We start from the raw sequence: 14,996 nt of genomic DNA on the forward strand, positions 1-14,996 counted from the left end.
CGTACCGCCGGCCGCCCTTCGGCGGCCGCCCGGCACGCGGCACCGTCGAGGTATACGGAGCTGAGCCCGGTGCCACCGCGCCGCGCGCGAGTCGCGGACGTGGTGCGGCGGAGTGCGGCTGCGTGACCTCCCACCTCGCGCACCCCGCGAACCGACCGAGAGGCACCGACCCCATGGCCATCACGGCCCGCTCCCTCGCCGCCCCGGCGCGCCGCTGCGCCGCGGCCCTGGCCGCCGCCGTGCTGTGCGCGGCCGCTGCCCCCGCCGCGTTCGCCGACACCCCCGCGCCCGGCGCTTCCCCGAAGCTCCCGAAGGGCCTGTACGGCAGCACGGACCCCAAGTACGACGGCGTCTGGCGGCAGTCGCTGGCACTGCTGGCCCAGGACGCCACGGGCGTGCGCCCGGCGGACGAGGCGGTGGACTGGCTCGTGGGGCAGCAGTGCGCCGACGGCGCGTTCACCGCGTACCGCGCCGACCCGAAGCAGGACTGCGACGCGAAGACCCTGCGGGACACCAACCAGACGTCCGCCGCCGTCCAGGCGCTGGCCGCCGTCGGCGGGCACTCCGACGCGGTCCGCAAGGGCGTCTCCTGGCTGAAGTCCGCGCAGAACGACGACGGCGGCTGGGGCTCGGCGGCCGGCGCCGACAGCGACGCCAACTCCACCTCGGTCGTGATCGGCGCGCTGACCGCCACCGGCACGAAGGAGGCGGCGCTGCCGAAGAAGGACGGCAGGTCGCCGTACGACGGGCTGCTCGCCCTCCGGCTCGGCTGCGACGTGCGGAAGGCGGACCGCGGCGCGTTCGCGTTCCAGGCCAAGGACGGGAAGCTCGCGGCCAACGACGACGCGACGGCGGCCGCGGTGACGGGCGCCATGGGCAAGGGCTTCGTCGTCGCGCCGGACGGGCCCGCCGCGAAGAAGACGTCCTGCGAGGAAGCGGCCGAGGACGCGCACGGCGCCGCGAGCGGCGGCGCCGATCACCTCGTCTCCGCCATGGCCGCGCACGGCCACCACCTGATGTCCGCCATGCCCGGCGCCGAGGACCAGCCGGACGTCGGCAACACCGCCGACGCCGTGGTCGCGCTGGCCGCCGCCGGCCGGCCGGACGACGCGAAGCGGCCGCTGGAGTGGCTCCGCGGCCACTCCGCCGCCTGGGCGAAGCAGAGCGGCCCGGCCGCCTACGCACAGCTGATCCTCGCCGCGCACGCCACCGGTGCCGACCCGCGCGAATTTGGGAGCACGGACCTCGTGGCGAAGCTGAACGCGACCGGCCCGAAGCCGGCGGCGCAGCAGAACGCGCAGGGCCAGGAGGCCGAGCAGAAGGACGAGGGCGGCATCTCCGTGTGGTGGGTCGTGCTCGTCGGCCTCGCGGTGGGCGCGGGCATCGGCTTCCTGCTGAGCGGCCGCAGGAAGCAGAACCAGCTGTGAGGCACGCCGCCCGGATCGCACGCGGCGCCGGCGCCCTGGTCCTGGCCGGTACGGCCACGGGCCTGGCCGCCGTCCCCGCGCACGCCGACGAGTACCGCTACTGGTCCTTCTGGACGGCGGACGCGCCGGCGCACGGCAAGAGCGCCTGGTCGTACGCCACTGAAGGGCCCTCGACCGCCCGCCCCGAGGACGGCGGCGCGGTCGGCTTCCGCTTCACCGTCAGCGCCGACTCCGCGCGCGCCGCGACACCGCGCGCGACCGCCGACTTCGACGCGGTCTGCGGCGGCACGAAGGCGGCCGACGGCCGCAAGCGCGTCGCCGTCGTCGTCGACTTCGGCACCGCGGCCGACGCCCCGAAGGGCCAGTCGCCGCCCGCCGCCCGCGAGAAGTGCGCGCGGGTCCCCGAGGACGCGAGCGCCGGCGAGGCCCTCGCCGCGGTCGCCGCACCGCTGCGGTACGACTCCAGTGCGCTGCTCTGCGCCATCTCCGGCTTCCCGGCGAAGGGCTGCGCCGAGCAGGCCGGCGGGACGGGCAAGGAGTCCTCGGACGCGGCCTCGCCGGGCGCCGGTGCGGCCGACGACGGCGCGTCCGACGGGGACTCCGGCGCCGGCGGGCCCTCCGCCGGTCTGATCGGCGGCATCGCCGCGGTCGCCGTGCTCGGCGCCGCCGCGGTGTGGCAGGCCCGGCGCCGGCGCGGATGACCGCCCCCGGCCGGCTGCGCGCTCCCCTCGCCACCCGGGGGCGCACGCTGCACGCCGGCGCGTGGTGGCTGTGGGCGCTGGGCCTGGCGACGGCCGCGTCCCGCACCACCAACCCGCTCCTCCTCGGGCTGCTCGTCGGCGTCGCCGGGTACGTGGTCGCGGCCCGCCGCACCGACGCGCCCTGGGCCCGCTCCTACGGAGCCTTCGTCAAGCTCGGCCTCGTCGTCATCGGCATCCGGCTGGTCTTCGCCTTCGTGCTCGGCTCGCCCGTCCCCGGTACGCACACCCTGGTCACGCTCCCCGAAGTGCCGCTGCCCGACTGGGCGCGCGGCGTGCGGATCGGCGGCCGGGTCACCGCCGAGGGCATGGTCTTCGCGCTGTACGACGGGCTGAAGCTGGCCACGCTGCTGATCTGCGTGGGCGCCGCCAACGCGCTCGCCAACCCGGCCCGGCTGCTCAAGTCCCTGCCCGGCGCGCTCTACGAAGCGGGCGTGGCCGTCGTCGTGGCGATGACCTTCGCCCCGAACCTGGTCGCCGACGTCCAGCGGCTGCGTGCCGCGCGCCGGCTCCGCGGCCGGGCCGACCGCGGCTTCAAGGCGCTGCTCCAGGTCGGCCTGCCGGTGCTGGAAGGCGCACTGGAGCGTTCGGTCGCGCTCGCGGCGGCGATGGACGCCCGCGGATACGGCCGTACCGCGCAGGTACCGCGCGCCGTCCGGCACACCACCACGGCGCTCACCCTCGGCGGCCTCCTCGGCATCTGCGCCGGTACGTACGGGCTGCTCGCCGCCCAGGGCGCCGGATACGGACTGCCGGTGCTGGCCGCGGGGCTCGCCGCCGCGCTCGCCGGGCTGTGGCTCGGCGGCCGCCGCTCGGTCCGCACCCGTTACCGGCCCGACCGCTGGGGCCCGCGCGCCTGGCTGGTCGCGGGCTCCGGCGTGGCGGTGGCCGCGCTGATGATCTGGGCGAACTCCTACGCGCCCACGGCCCTGCACCCGCCCGCCGTGCCCCTGACCGCGCCGGCACTCCCGCTCTGGCCCGCGCTGTCGGTCCTGGTGGGGCTGGTACCGGCGTTCGCAGCGCCGGTACCGGCCGGCTCCCCCGGCCCGCCCGCCGAGCGGCCCACGAAGAAGGCGGGGCCGCGCCCGGAGAGCGTGGAGCCGCGCCCGGACAGCGCGGCGGAGAACGTGAAGAACGCGAAGGAGAGGACGCCGTGATCCGGTTCGAGCAGGTGTCGGTCACCTACGGGGACGCCGGCACGCCCGCCGTCCAGGGGATCGACCTGACCGTCCCCGAGGGCGAGCTCTGCCTGCTGGTCGGCCCGTCCGGCGTCGGCAAGTCGACCGTGCTGAACGCCGTCTCCGGTCTCGTACCGCACTTCACCGGCGGCACGCTGCACGGCCGGGTCACCGTCGACGGCCGCGACACCCGCACCCACCGGCCCCGCGAACTGGCCGACGTGGTCGGCACGGTGGGCCAGGACCCGCTGTCCCACTTCGTCACCGACACCGTCGAGGACGAGCTGGCGTACGGCATGGAGTCGCTCGGGCTCGCCCCCGACGTGATGCGCCGCCGCGTCGAGGAGACCCTCGACCTCCTCGGCCTCGCCGACCTCCGTGACCGCGCCATCACCACCCTCTCCGGCGGCCAGCAGCAGCGCGTCGCCATCGGCTCCGTCCTCACCACCCACCCGAAGGTGCTGGTGCTGGACGAGCCGACCTCGGCCCTGGACCCGGCCGCCGCCGAAGAGGTGCTGGCCGTGCTCCAGCGGCTGGTCCACGACCTCGGCACGACCGTCCTGCTCGCCGAACACCGCCTGGAACGCGTCGTCCAGTACGCCGACCAGGTCATCCTGCTGCCCGCCCCCGGGGCCGCGCCGGTCATCGGCGAACCCGCCGACATCATGGCGGTCTCCCCCGTCCACCCCCCGGTCGTCGCCCTCGGCCGGGCCGCCGGCTGGTCACCGCTGCCGCTGACCGTACGGGACGCCCGCCGCAAGGCCGGCGCGCTGCGCGAGCGGCTGGCCGGGCAGTCCCCGGCGTCCCCCGCCGCGGCGGCCGGCGCCCCGCCCGTGCCGTCCGCCGAAACCCCGGTCGCCGAGGCCACCGGGCTGTCCGTACGCCGCGGCCGCATCGACGCGCTGCACCGCGTCGACCTGGCCGTACGCCCCGGCGAGACCGTCGCCCTGATGGGCCGCAACGGCGCGGGCAAGTCGACGCTGCTGAACACGCTGGTCGGCCTGCACGAACCGGCCGCCGGCTCGGTCCGGGTGGGCGGCTCCGTACCGCACCGCACCGGCCCGCGCGAGCTGCTCCGCCAGGTCGGCCTGGTGCCGCAGGAGCCGCGCGACCTGCTGTACGCGGACACCGTCGCCGCCGAGTGCGCGGCGGCCGACGCCGACGCGGGCGCGGCCCCCGGCAGTTGCCGCGCCCTGGTCACCCGGCTGCTCCCCGACGTCCCCGACGACACCCACCCCCGCGACCTCTCCGAAGGCCAGCGCCTGGCCCTGGCGCTCGCGGTGATCCTCACCGCCCGGCCATCGCTGCTCCTGCTGGACGAGCCGACCCGCGGCCTGGACTACGCGGCCAAGGCCCGGCTGGTGACGGTGTTGCGCGGCCTCGCCGCCGAGGGCCACGCCATCGTCCTCGCCACCCACGACGTGGAACTCGCCGCGGAACTCGCCCACCGCGTCGTCATCCTCGCCGACGGCGAGGTCGTCGCGGACGGCCCGACCGCCGAGGTCGTGGTCTCCTCTCCGTCCTTCGCGCCGCAGGTCACCAAGGTCCTCGCCCCGCTGCCCTGGCTCACCGTCCCCCAGGTCACCCACGCCCTGGCCGCACTGGAGCGCACGGCATGAGGCGGGGCCCGGGCACGACGCGGAACTCCGGCTCGTCCGGCACGGCGCGGGCCTCCGGTACGGCCCGGCCGTCCCGCACCGCGCGGGCGGCCGGTGCGGCGCAGCGGCAGGTCCGGGCGATCCGGCTCGGCCCCCGGTCGGTGGCCGCCCTCGTCCTCGTCTCCGCCGTCGGCGTCATGGCCTTCGGCTGGCCGCTGCTGGCGGACTCCGCGTCCGGCCTCGCGCACTCCAAGGACGCGCCCTGGCTGTTCGCCGCGCTGCTCCCGCTGCTGCTCGCGGTCGTCGTGGCGACCATCGCGGACGTCGGCCTGGACGCCAAGGCCATCGCCATGCTCGGCGTGCTCGCGGCGGCGGGCGCCGCGCTGCGGCCGCTCGGCGCGGGCACGGCGGGCATCGAGCCGATGTTCTTCCTGATGGTGCTGTCGGGGCGGGTGCTCGGGCCGGGCTTCGGCTTTGTGCTCGGCGCGGTGTCGATGTTCGCGTCAGCGCTGCTCACCGGGGGTGTCGGCCCCTGGATGCCGTTCCAGATGCTGTCGATGGGGTGGGTGTCGATGGGCGCGGGCCTGCTCCCCGGGGCCGACCGGCTCCGCGGCCGGCGCGAGATGCTGCTGCTGGCCGCGTACGGCACGGTCGCGTCCCTCCTGTACGGCCTGGTCATGAACCTCCAGGGCTGGCCGTACATCGCGGGCCTCGCCTCCGGCGTCTCGTTCGTCCCCGGCGACCCGCTCCCGGACAACCTCGCCCGCTTCGTCGCGTACTGCCTGGCCACGTCCCTCGGCTGGGACCTCCCCCGGGCGCTGGTCACGATCGTGCTGACCCTCACCGTCGGCCCCGTCCTCCTGAAGGCCCTCCGCCGCGCCACCCGCCGCGCGGCCTTCGAGGCCCCGGTGTCCTTCACACCCACGAGAAAACCGGCCACGAAGGAACCGAGCACGAAGAAGCCGGGCGCGGACTCGGCGGGCGCGGGCTCGGCGAGCGTGGATACGGCGGGCGCGGACACAGCGGGCGCGGCGAGCGCGGGAACGGGCTCACCGGGCACGGACTCGGCGGGCGCAGGCTCAGCGGGCACGGGCTCGGCGGGCGCGGACTCGGCGGGCACGGACTCGGGCTCGGGCTCGGCAGGCGCGAGCTGAGGAGGCCCCGGGGAACTCATCCTCCAGGGGGCTGCCGAACCTCCCTAACTCCCTCCGGGGCCCCTCCCCCCTCCCCCGCCCCACCCCTCCACCCCCGTTTTTCCGTGCCGCTCTGTGAAGCCACGCACAGGGACCTTGGTCACATACGAAGCCCGGTAGCAGGGAGCGGTACCGGCTCCCTGCCCGGCCTCTGCCCAGTGGCGGAACCCCTGTCGTCGGTCCCGTCGCGCGCCCCTGTACGAAGCCCGTACGTAACGGCCGTGCTTGCCAGGCCCCCGAGCCGCCTCGCACGGTGAAGTGGTCGCCGGGTCCGCAAACCTCACCGCTGCCCGGCGACGCACCCCGCCCCGTGCCCCCGTCGGAAGGTCCTCCCTCCGTGCTGTCCACCGTGTCCTCTGCCGCCGGCCGTACCGCCCCCCGTCTCGTCACCCGTCGCCGCGCCGCTGGCGCTGCCGCCGCCGGTGCCGTGGCGCTCGGCGCCGCCGCCACCGCCGCCGTCGCCGCGACCCCGGCGCACGCCGCCGAGCGGGCCGGTGCGAGCGAGGCGCAGGCCGCGGCGCACCAGCAGATCCCGGACCAGCGCCAGTACCAGTGCTTCAGCAACATCGTGGAGCGCGAGAGCGGCTGGAACCCGCAGGCCTCCAACGCCTCCTCCGGCGCCTACGGACTGGTCCAGGCGCTGCCCGGCTCGAAGATGGCCTCGGCCGGCGCGGACTGGAAGACCAACCCGTCCACCCAGGTCAAGTGGGGCCTGAACTACATGAACGAGCGCTACGGCAGCCCCTGCGGCGCCTGGTCCTTCTGGCAGTCCCACAACTGGTACTGAGCACGAGCGGCGCTCCGGCTCCGCTCCCCGCTTTCCTCCGGCGGCGTGACCGGGTCCTAGACCCCGGTCGCGCCGTCGAGGCGTTCGCGGAGCAGGTCGGCGTGGCCGTTGTGCCGGGCGTACTCGGCTATGACGTGGACCAGGATGCGGCGGAGCGAGACCGGCTGACCGCTCGCCGCGTGGGTGCCGGTGGCGTCCAGCGAGGGCGTGGCGGCGACGAGCTTGCGGGAGTGCGCGCACTCGGCGCGCCAGAACGCCAGCTCTTCCGCCGCGTCCCCGTCCAGCATCTCGAAGTCCTGGTCGGGGTGGTCGTCGGAGTAGTACGGGAAGTCGTCCCGCTCACCGGCGAACTGGACGCGGAACCACCAGTGTTCGACGCCGGCGAGGTGGCGGATCAGTCCGTGCAGGCTGAGGCCGGACGGCGGGACGCTCTTCTCCGAGAGACGCTCGGCGTCTATCCCGGCGCACTTGAGCTCGAAGGTCCTGCGGTGCCAGTCGAGGAACGAGGTGAGGATCTCCCGCTCGTCCCCGACCAGCGGCGGGGCGGGGCGCTCTTCGGGCCCCGCCCATTCCGGCGGGAAGTTCTCCGGGGGGATGGCGGGCGGTGCTGCGGGAGCCGTGGAGTCAGCCGGCTCTGCCGGTCCCGTCGGTTCTGTCGTCATGGCAAAAGTGTGACAGGGACCACTGACAATGGCCGCCGGCCGCGGCGCCGCCGGGGCGTCACGGGAGCCGGCCGGTCGTCACAACCGCTGGATGACCGTCACAGCCGCTGGATGATCGTCCCGGTCGCCAGTGCTCCGCCCGCGCACATCGTGATCAGGGCGAATTCCTTGTCCCTGCGTTCCAGTTCGTGCAGGGCCGTGGTGATGAGCCGGGCACCGGTGGCGCCCACCGGGTGGCCGAGGGCGATGGCGCCGCCGTTCACGTTGACCTTCTCCAGGTCCTGTTCGAAGACCTGGGCCCAGGACAGGACGACGGACGCGAAGGCCTCGTTGATCTCGACGAGGTCGATGTCCTTGAGGGACATGCCGGCCTTGCCGAGCACCGCGCGGGTCGCGTCGACCGGGCCGTCCAGGTGGAAGTGCGGGTCGGCGCCGACCAGGGCCTGGGCGACGACGCGGGCCCGCGGCTTCAGTCTGAGGGCCCGGGCCATCCGCTTGGACGCCCACATGACGGCGGCGGCGCCGTCGGAGATCTGGGAGGAGTTGCCCGCGGTGTGGACGGCGGTGGGCATGACCGGCTTGAGCCCGGCGAGCGCCGCCATGTTCGTGTCGCGCAGCCCTTCGTCGTGGTCGACCAGCCGCCACATGCCCTGCCCGGCGGCCTGTTCCTCCTCGGTGGTGGGCACCTGGACCGCGTAGGTCTCGCGTTTGAAGCGTTCCTCTGCCCAGGCCTGCGCCGCCCGTTCCTGGGAGATCAGGCCCAGCGCGTCGACGTTCTCGCGGGTCAGGCCGCGTCTGCGGGCGATGCGTTCGGCGGCCTCGAACTGGTTGGGCAGGTCGACGTGCCATTCGTCGGGGAAGGGCTTGCCGGGGCCGTGCTTGGAGCCGCTGCCCAGGGGGACGCGGGACATCGCCTCGACGCCGCAGCCGATGCCCACGTCGATGACGCCGGCCGCGATCATGTTGGCGACCATGTGGTTGGCCTGCTGCGAGGAACCGCACTGGCAGTCGACGGTGGTGGCGGCGGTCTCGTACGGCAGGCCGACCGCGAGCCAGGCGTTGCGGGCGGGGTTCATGGACTGTTCGCCGGCGTGGGTGACCGTGCCGCCGACGATCTGCTCGACGCAGTCCGGCTGGATGCCCGTTCTCTCCAGGAGTTCGCGGTACGTCTCGCCCAGTAGGTAGGCGGGGTGGAGGTTGGCGAGCGCGCCTCCACGCTTGCCGATCGGGGTGCGGACGGCTTCGACGATGACGGGTTCAGCGGCCATGACTCGTCCTCTCCTGGCTGTCCGGGCGGCCCGGCACCCGGGCAGAACTAGTACGCGTTCTAGTTCCGCGCCCAGTCTCACGAGCCTCACGCGCCCGCGCAAGAGTGCTGCGTCGGCCGTATTCGCAAGTATTTCCCGCGTGAGCCTTGCCACTTGTAGAACTCGTTACTACCTTCGCGGCACCTTCTGATGGCCCGTCAGGAGTACCGGAGAGCCGGCCGCCGAAGCCGGAGAGACGGACCTGGAGACGCCGATGCCCTGTCCAGCGCTGCCCGACGGGTTCGACTTCACCGACCCCGACGTCTACCGAGACCGCGTGCCCCTCCCCGAATTCGCCCAGCTGCGACGGACCGCGCCCGTGTGGTGGAACGCCCAGCCGCACAACATCGCGGGCTTCGGGGACGACGGCTACTGGGTGGTGACCCGGCACGCGGACGTCAAGGAGGTCTCCACCCGGCCCGACGTGTTCTCGGCGAACCGCAACACCTCGATCATCCGCTTCAACGAGTCCATGTCGCGCGACCAGATCGACGTCCAGAAGCTGATCATGCTGAACATGGACCCGCCCGAGCACACCCGGGTCCGGCAGATCGTCCAGCGCGGCTTCACCCCCCGCTCGATCCGCGCCCTGGAGGACGCGCTGCGCGAGCGGGCCGGCCGGATCGTCGCGGAGGCGAAGAAGAACGGCCGCGGCGACTTCGTCACCGACATCGCCTGCGAGCTGCCGCTCCAGGCCATCGCGGAGCTGATCGGCATCCCGCAGGAGGACCGGTCCCGGATCTTCGACTGGTCGAACAAGATGGTCGCGTACGACGATCCCGAGCTGGCGATCACCGAAGAGGTCGGCGTCAACGCGGCGATGGAGCTGATCTCGTACGCCATGAACCTCGCTGCGGCGCGCAAGGAGTGCCCGGCGAAGGATATCGTCAGCCGGCTGGTGGCGGCGGAGGACGAGGGCAATCTCGGCAGCGACGAGTTCGGCTTCTTCGTGCTGCTGCTGGCCGTGGCGGGCAACGAGACCACCCGTAACGCCATCACGCACGGCATGCACGCCTTCCTCACCCACCCCGAACAGTGGGAGCTGTACAAGAGGGAGCGCCCCTCGACCGCCGCCGAGGAGATCGTGCGCTGGGCGACCCCGGTGGTCTCCTTCCAGCGCACCGCCACTCAGGACACGGAGCTGGGCGGCGCGCACATCGAGGAGGGCCAGCGGGTCGGCATCTTCTACGCGTCGGCCAACAACGACCCCGAGGTGTTCGACCGGCCTGAGGACTTCGACATCACCCGTGACCCCAATCCGCACCTGGGCTTCGGGGGTGGCGGCCCGCACTTCTGCCTGGGCAAGTCGCTGGCCGTGCTGGAGATCGACCTGATCTTCAACGCCATCGCCGACGCCGTACCGGACATCGCGCTGAGCGGCGACCCCCGGCGGCTGCGTTCGGCGTGGCTGAACGGCGTGAAGGAGCTGCGGGTCAGCTACGGGTAACTCCCGTGCCCTGCACGGACGGTGGCCGCCGGACCCCCGGTGGCCACCGTCTTTCCTTTTGGCGGAAAACCGCCCGACCCGGAACCTTGCCAACCCCCACTGGCGCACTTACATTCAACTCAACTCGCCGGTAACACCGGCGGTAACACTCGGCACGCGGCCACGACCCGCCGCGTCCGCCCCCCACGCGCCTCGTTCGCCCCCCACGCATCGATCAGCCCTGCGCCGGCCGCTCCCGGGCCGACGCGTCGCCGGTCGGTGAGCCAGCTATCGATCCACGCATCGAAGGGGACAGCAGCCATGAAAGACGCACACGGCAGACCGGTCACGGGACGGGTCAGCGCACGGAAGTTCGCCGTGCTGGCCGTCCCGGCCTTCGCGGGCACGGCGGCCCTGGCCATCGCCCTGGCCAACGGCGCGCTGGCGGCCTCGTTCGCCGTCTCGGGCCAGCAGTTCAAGGTCTCGGCGAGCAGCCTCAAGGGGGACGGCTTCGCGCAGTACGGCGGGGTGGACGCCAACGCACGCGGCGAGCTGCTGCCGGTCGCGGTGACCGCCATCAAACAGGCGGAACTGAACAACCTCTGCCAGTCGGTGGTCACCAAGCTGCCCGTACTGGGCAACATCTCGCTGAACCTGACCGCGGGCAAGGGCGGCAAGCCCGTCGAGGCCAAGAACCTCTACGTCGACGCCACCCAGCTCTCGGGCAACGCCTCGTTCAACAACATCGAGATCGGCCGGGACGCCTCCACACTGGACAAGGGTCCGGCCGAGGCGCAGGGCATGCAGGACGCCTTCGCGCAGCAGGCCGACGACGTGAACATCACCGACCTGAAGCAGACCGCGTGGGCGACCAACGCCGGTACCTTCAAGCTCTCCGGCCTGAGCATGAAGATCAGCAAGGGCAAGAAGGAATGCTTCTGACCCGGCGCGCGGGCGGCCGCCGGGCAGCGCGGGGCGATGCATCACGGCCCCGCTCCGCCTGGTGGCGCTGGCGCAAGGCGCGGCCCTTCTGGGGCGGGCTGGCCACGGTCCTGGCGGGCCTGGAGATCTGCGTGATCCCGCTGGCCCCGCTGAAGATCATGCTCCAGCAGGGCATCGCCGGCATCCCGTCCGTGCTGATGGGGCTGGTGATGATCGTGATGGGCCTGACCGCCTGGTTCGCGCCGCACTACCGCGGGCTGGCCGGCGTACTGACCGTCCTGATGGCGGCCGCCGCGCTGGTCATGTCCAACCTCGGCGGCTTCTTCATCGGCACCGTGCTCGGCATCCTCGGCGGCGCCCTGATGTTCGCGTGGCAGCCCGTCCCGGAGCCGGAACCGGCCGCCGCGGACCCCTCGCCGGCGGACCCGGCCGCCGACGGCGCGCCCACGGCCGCAGACCCGGCCGTCTAGCGCGGCGGCTCCGCCGCCCCTCCCAAGAACGGCGTCCTCGGCCGCCTCGGCCGTGGCCGAGGACGCCCTGCACCACCGCACATCACTGCACACCACCGCACCACCGCACCACCAGCACTGCCTGAATCACCAGCACTTCTGCACCACCAGCACTCCGTACCGGTACCGCACGATCACTCGATCACCCGCAACGGCAACCGCAAGGAGACCCTCGATGATGCAGCTCAGACCCCGTACGCATGCCCGTACGCTGCTCGCCGCCGGCACCGGCGTCGCGGCGGCGGGCGCGCTCTGCCTGGCCGTCACCGCACCGGCCACCGCGGCAGCCCCCGCCCAGGGCGCGGCCGCCGGCTCCACCACCGTCACCCCCGCGGGCCACGCCTTCGCCGCGAAGCTCACCGGCAAGGCCACCTTCAAGGCCGGTTCGGTGACCGTGACCTGCTCGGCGTCCAACTCCACCGGCCAGGTGCCGGCCGCGCCCGGCAACCACAACGACGCCGGACCGGTGTCCAGCTCGATCAGCGCGCCGACGTACGGCTCCTGCACGACGAGCATGCCGGGCGTCAGCGCCACCGTCACCACCAGCGGCGCGTGGGGCGTGTCCATGCAGAACGGCTCGCCCAGCACCGCCGTGATGAACATTCCGCAGGGCGGTGTCGTCGTGAAGACCAGCGGCCTCGCCACCTGCACGGTCACCGCGGCGCCCAGCGGCCCGGCCACCGTCAACGGCAGCTGGACCAACGGCGCGCCGTCCACGCTCACCTTCTCCGGCGCCTCGGTGCCGGTGACCGTCACCGGCGGCTTCGGCTGCCCGACGAGCGCGACGGCCTCGACGTTCGGCGCCACGTACGCGGTGTCCGACACGACGGACCCGGCGTCGCAGATCACCGTCACCGGCTGACCGGGAGGCCGCCCGCACCGGCCGTCCTGACGTGACGGTCCACATCCGTCCGAGTGGCGCCGCGGAGCCGCCGGACGGATGCTGGACGGGCGACGATCCGACGGCGCGGCGTTCCCCGGAATGCCGCGCCGTCACGTGGGATGGGTCACATCAGGGCCCTCAGTTGCAGGTGATCGCAGCGATAAGGATCACAGGAATACTTTTTCCGTGTCCGTTCTGTCCGCCGCATCGCCCCTGCAACGAGGGGGTTTCACCCCCTTCCCGTACGCGGAAGATCACCCTCCGTGACGATCCGTTCTGCCCCTAAGGTCGACATTCGCCCGTCGGTGGCCCGGCGGGCTTTGCAATGCAGTCGTCCCAGAGAGCGCAGGCGAGCGAACACGTGCCGACGCACACCTCCGTCGCCCCGGGCCCCGGTGCCCGTGCGAAAGACCGGGCTCCTTCCAGCGAGGAGCGGCACGGTGCCACGGTCGTCGACCCGGCCATGGCCAAGCGAGCGGTCTCGGCGGCCGCGCTCGGCAACGCGATGGAGTGGTTCGACTTCGGCGTCTACAGCTACATCGCGGTCACCCTCGGACAGGTGTTCTTCCCGTCCGGGAACCCGACCGCGCAGTTGCTGTCGACGTTCGGAGCGTTCGCCGCGGCGTTCCTCGTGCGCCCCATCGGCGGCATGGTCTTCGGTCCGCTCGGCGACCGTATCGGACGCCAGAAGGTCCTCGCCATCACCATGATCATGATGGCGATCGGCACCTTCGCGATCGGCCTGATCCCCTCGTACGCCGCCATCGGCGTCTGGGCCCCCGTCCTGCTGCTGATCGCCCGCCTGGTGCAGGGCTTCTCCACCGGCGGTGAGTACGGCGGCGCCTCCACCTTCATCGCCGAGTACTCGCCCGACAAGAAGCGCGGCTTCTTCGGCAGCTGGCTGGAGTTCGGCACGCTCGCCGGCTACATCGGCGGCGCCGGCCTGGTCACCCTGATGACCGCGCTGCTCAGCCACGACGACCTGATCTCCTGGGGCTGGCGGATCCCGTTCCTGATCGCGGGTCCGATGGGCATCATCGGCCTCTACCTGCGGATGCGCCTGGAGGAGACCCCGGCCTTCGCCGCGATGGAGAAGGAGGCGGCGGAGCAGGAGAAGCAGCGCCGCACCGCCGAGAAGAAGACCGGCCTGCGCGAGATGGTCGTGGGCCAGTGGCGCGCGATGCTGCTCTGCATCGGCCTGGTCCTGGTCTTCAACGTCACCGACTACATGCTGCTGTCGTACATGCCCAGCTACCTGACCTCGGAGCTGAAGTACGACGAGACGCACGGCCTGCTGGTCGTGCTGGCCGTGATGGCCGTGATGATGTGCGTCCAGCCGTTCGCGGGCCGCGCCTCCGACCGCTTCGGCCGCCGCCCGGTCATCGCCGCCGGCTGCATCGGCTTCTTCGTCCTGTCCGTCCCGGCGCTGCTGCTGATCCGCCAGGGCTCGCTGGCCGCGATCGGCCTGGGCATGGCCGCGCTCGGCCTGCTGCTGGTCTGCTTCACCTCGACGATGCCGTCCACGCTGCCCGCGCTCTTCCCGACCAAGGTGCGCTACGGCTCGCTGTCCATCGGCTTCAACGTCTCCGTCTCGCTCTTCGGCGGTACCACCCCGCTGGTCGTGACGGCCCTCATCGGCGCCACCGGCGACAAGATGATGCCCGCGTACTACATGATGGCGGCCGGCGTCATCGGCGGTATCGCGGTGTGGAAGATGTCCGAGAGCGCCGGCCGGCCGCTGCCGGGCTCCAAGCCCGCGGTGGCCAGCGAGGCCGAGGCCCGCGAGCTGAGCAAGGCGGCCTGACCCCGCCGCTCACGCGCGACTGCACGACGAGGCCCCCTGCTCCGCGGCAGGGGGCCCCGTCGTGTCCGGATCCGTCCCCGGGGCGCCCGGGGACCGCCCCGCGCGATGCGGCAGGATGGCGGCATGAGCATCGTGAAGATCAATGTGCTGACCGTCCCCGAGGAACAGCGCGAGGTGCTGGAGAAGCGCTTCGCCTCCCGCGCCGGCGCGGTGGAGTCCTCGGACGGCTTCGAGTGGTTCGAGCTGCTGCGCCCGGTCGAGGGCACCGACCAGTACCTCGTCTACACCCGCTGGCGGGACGAGGCGGCCTTCCAGGCGTGGATGGAGGGCCCGATGAAGGCCGCGCACCAGGGCGGCGGCGAGAACGCCGAGCGCCCGAAGCCGGCCGCCTCCGGCTCCACCGTCTGGTCCTTCGACGTCGTCCAGCAGGCCGCCCCGAAGACCGCCTGAGCCGGTACGGCCGCCCGGCCACCGGCCCGGCCACGGGCCGCCGCCGGGTGCCCGCGCGGGTCGCGGCGCTCC

Annotated in this window: 14 protein-coding genes; 12 read left to right on the plus strand and 2 right to left on the minus strand. The window is 73.3% G+C overall.

From position 1 onward, the window contains the following. The first annotated feature begins 173 nt into the window (after positions 1–173). The 6 genes from ACZ6WH_RS11870 to ACZ6WH_RS11895 all read left to right on the plus strand — a co-directional run bounded on the left by ACZ6WH_RS11870 (position 174) and on the right by ACZ6WH_RS11895 (position 6,941). A complete protein-coding gene (locus tag ACZ6WH_RS11870) occupies positions 174–1,427 on the plus strand; it encodes a prenyltransferase/squalene oxidase repeat-containing protein (protein WP_469727756.1) in 1,254 nt (417 codons plus the stop codon). Then, positions 1,424–2,128, plus strand: a complete 705-nt coding sequence (locus tag ACZ6WH_RS11875) for an SCO2322 family protein (RefSeq protein WP_469727757.1) — start codon at positions 1,424–1,426, stop codon at positions 2,126–2,128. Before ACZ6WH_RS11870 ends, ACZ6WH_RS11875 begins: the two co-directional genes overlap by 4 nt. Further along, complete coding sequence (locus tag ACZ6WH_RS11880) at positions 2,125–3,342, plus strand: CbiQ family ECF transporter T component (protein WP_469727758.1); 1,218 nt, start codon at positions 2,125–2,127, stop codon at positions 3,340–3,342. Before ACZ6WH_RS11875 ends, ACZ6WH_RS11880 begins: the two co-directional genes overlap by 4 nt. Beyond that, on the plus strand, positions 3,339–4,982 hold the full coding sequence (locus tag ACZ6WH_RS11885; protein ID WP_469727760.1) for an ABC transporter ATP-binding protein: 1,644 nt from the start codon (positions 3,339–3,341) through the stop codon (positions 4,980–4,982). Before ACZ6WH_RS11880 ends, ACZ6WH_RS11885 begins: the two co-directional genes overlap by 4 nt. Beyond that, the gene (locus tag ACZ6WH_RS11890) at positions 4,979–6,115 is read left to right on the plus strand and encodes an ECF transporter S component (RefSeq protein WP_469727761.1); all 1,137 of its coding nucleotides are present in this window, start codon (positions 4,979–4,981) and stop codon (positions 6,113–6,115) included. Before ACZ6WH_RS11885 ends, ACZ6WH_RS11890 begins: the two co-directional genes overlap by 4 nt. Before the next feature lie 379 nt (positions 6,116–6,494). Then, the gene (locus ACZ6WH_RS11895; protein WP_432864326.1) at positions 6,495–6,941 is read left to right on the plus strand and encodes an aggregation-promoting factor C-terminal-like domain-containing protein; all 447 of its coding nucleotides are present in this window, start codon (positions 6,495–6,497) and stop codon (positions 6,939–6,941) included. A 56-nt stretch (positions 6,942–6,997) separates the two neighbouring features. Here the strand turns inward: ACZ6WH_RS11895 and ACZ6WH_RS11900 are convergent, their stop codons facing one another. Beyond that, entirely contained in the window at positions 6,998–7,603 is a 606-nt protein-coding gene (locus tag ACZ6WH_RS11900; RefSeq protein ID WP_469727762.1) for a DinB family protein, read from the minus strand. Positions 7,604–7,701: 98 nt separating this feature from the next. Further along, positions 7,702–8,871 (minus strand): steroid 3-ketoacyl-CoA thiolase, encoded by a 1,170-nt coding sequence (locus ACZ6WH_RS11905; RefSeq protein ID WP_469727764.1) that lies wholly within the window; start codon positions 8,869–8,871, stop codon positions 7,702–7,704. Between the two features lie 253 nt (positions 8,872–9,124). On the opposite strand from ACZ6WH_RS11905, the gene ACZ6WH_RS11910 reads away from it, so the two are divergent. The 6 genes from ACZ6WH_RS11910 (at position 9,125) to ACZ6WH_RS11935 (ending at position 14,924) form a co-directional block, all read left to right on the plus strand. Then, positions 9,125–10,357: a cytochrome P450 gene (locus ACZ6WH_RS11910; RefSeq protein WP_469727766.1), complete on the plus strand. Its 1,233-nt coding sequence runs from the start codon at positions 9,125–9,127 to the stop codon at positions 10,355–10,357. Between the two features lie 300 nt (positions 10,358–10,657). Beyond that, on the plus strand, positions 10,658–11,278 hold the full coding sequence (locus tag ACZ6WH_RS11915) for a DUF6230 family protein (RefSeq protein WP_399708539.1): 621 nt from the start codon (positions 10,658–10,660) through the stop codon (positions 11,276–11,278). After that, positions 11,269–11,748: a DUF6114 domain-containing protein gene (locus tag ACZ6WH_RS11920; protein ID WP_469727768.1), complete on the plus strand. Its 480-nt coding sequence runs from the start codon at positions 11,269–11,271 to the stop codon at positions 11,746–11,748. Before ACZ6WH_RS11915 ends, ACZ6WH_RS11920 begins: the two co-directional genes overlap by 10 nt. Positions 11,749–11,965: 217 nt before the next feature. Beyond that, positions 11,966–12,649, plus strand: a complete 684-nt coding sequence (locus ACZ6WH_RS11925) for a hypothetical protein (protein WP_469728014.1) — start codon at positions 11,966–11,968, stop codon at positions 12,647–12,649. 346 nt (positions 12,650–12,995) lie between these two features. Then, positions 12,996–14,474 (plus strand): glycine betaine/L-proline transporter ProP, encoded by a 1,479-nt coding sequence (proP, locus tag ACZ6WH_RS11930; RefSeq protein WP_469727770.1) that lies wholly within the window; start codon positions 12,996–12,998, stop codon positions 14,472–14,474. 123 nt (positions 14,475–14,597) lie between these two features. Then, on the plus strand, positions 14,598–14,924 hold the full coding sequence (locus ACZ6WH_RS11935; protein WP_432853684.1) for an antibiotic biosynthesis monooxygenase family protein: 327 nt from the start codon (positions 14,598–14,600) through the stop codon (positions 14,922–14,924). Positions 14,925–14,996 lie beyond the last annotated feature (72 nt).

Source organism: Streptomyces sp. NPDC050806, from assembly GCF_055586425.1.